Origin of the sequence: Halococcus salifodinae DSM 8989, from assembly GCF_000336935.1 — an archaeon.
GTDB lineage: Archaea > Halobacteriota > Halobacteria > Halobacteriales > Halococcaceae > Halococcus > Halococcus salifodinae.
Genome location: NZ_AOME01000017.1, coordinates 1 through 259 on the forward strand (window position 1 = coordinate 1; position 259 = coordinate 259).

The 259-nt window shown below is 55.2% G+C and carries 1 pseudogene (cut by a window edge); it reads right to left on the bottom strand.

The features are described 5' to 3' along the window. Positions 1-238 precede the first annotated feature (238 nt). Positions 239-259: pseudogene (locus tag C450_RS04295) on the bottom strand (IS5/IS1182 family transposase) (its annotated part continues 297 nt past the right edge of the window); the annotation flags it as partial.

Sequence of the window (259 nt, forward strand, 5' to 3'; positions counted from 1 at the left end):
GATTTGGGTCATAGGCAACTGAAGTCTCCCGCTTCAACGCCTTCGATTTAGCGACTCACCCTGCCGCCGTCTAGTGATTCAACAGAGCCCCCCTAACACCTTTCCGTCCTCACGTCAATCAGTGACATGGGGGCGCGCTACAACCTGGGTGCTTGTCATGGATCGCTCGCGCTCCACACCGCCACCATCACCTTTCCCGAATATTTCGACCACATCCGTCACGGGACACTCTCATCTGGTAGATCAAGCCTGTTTGTAG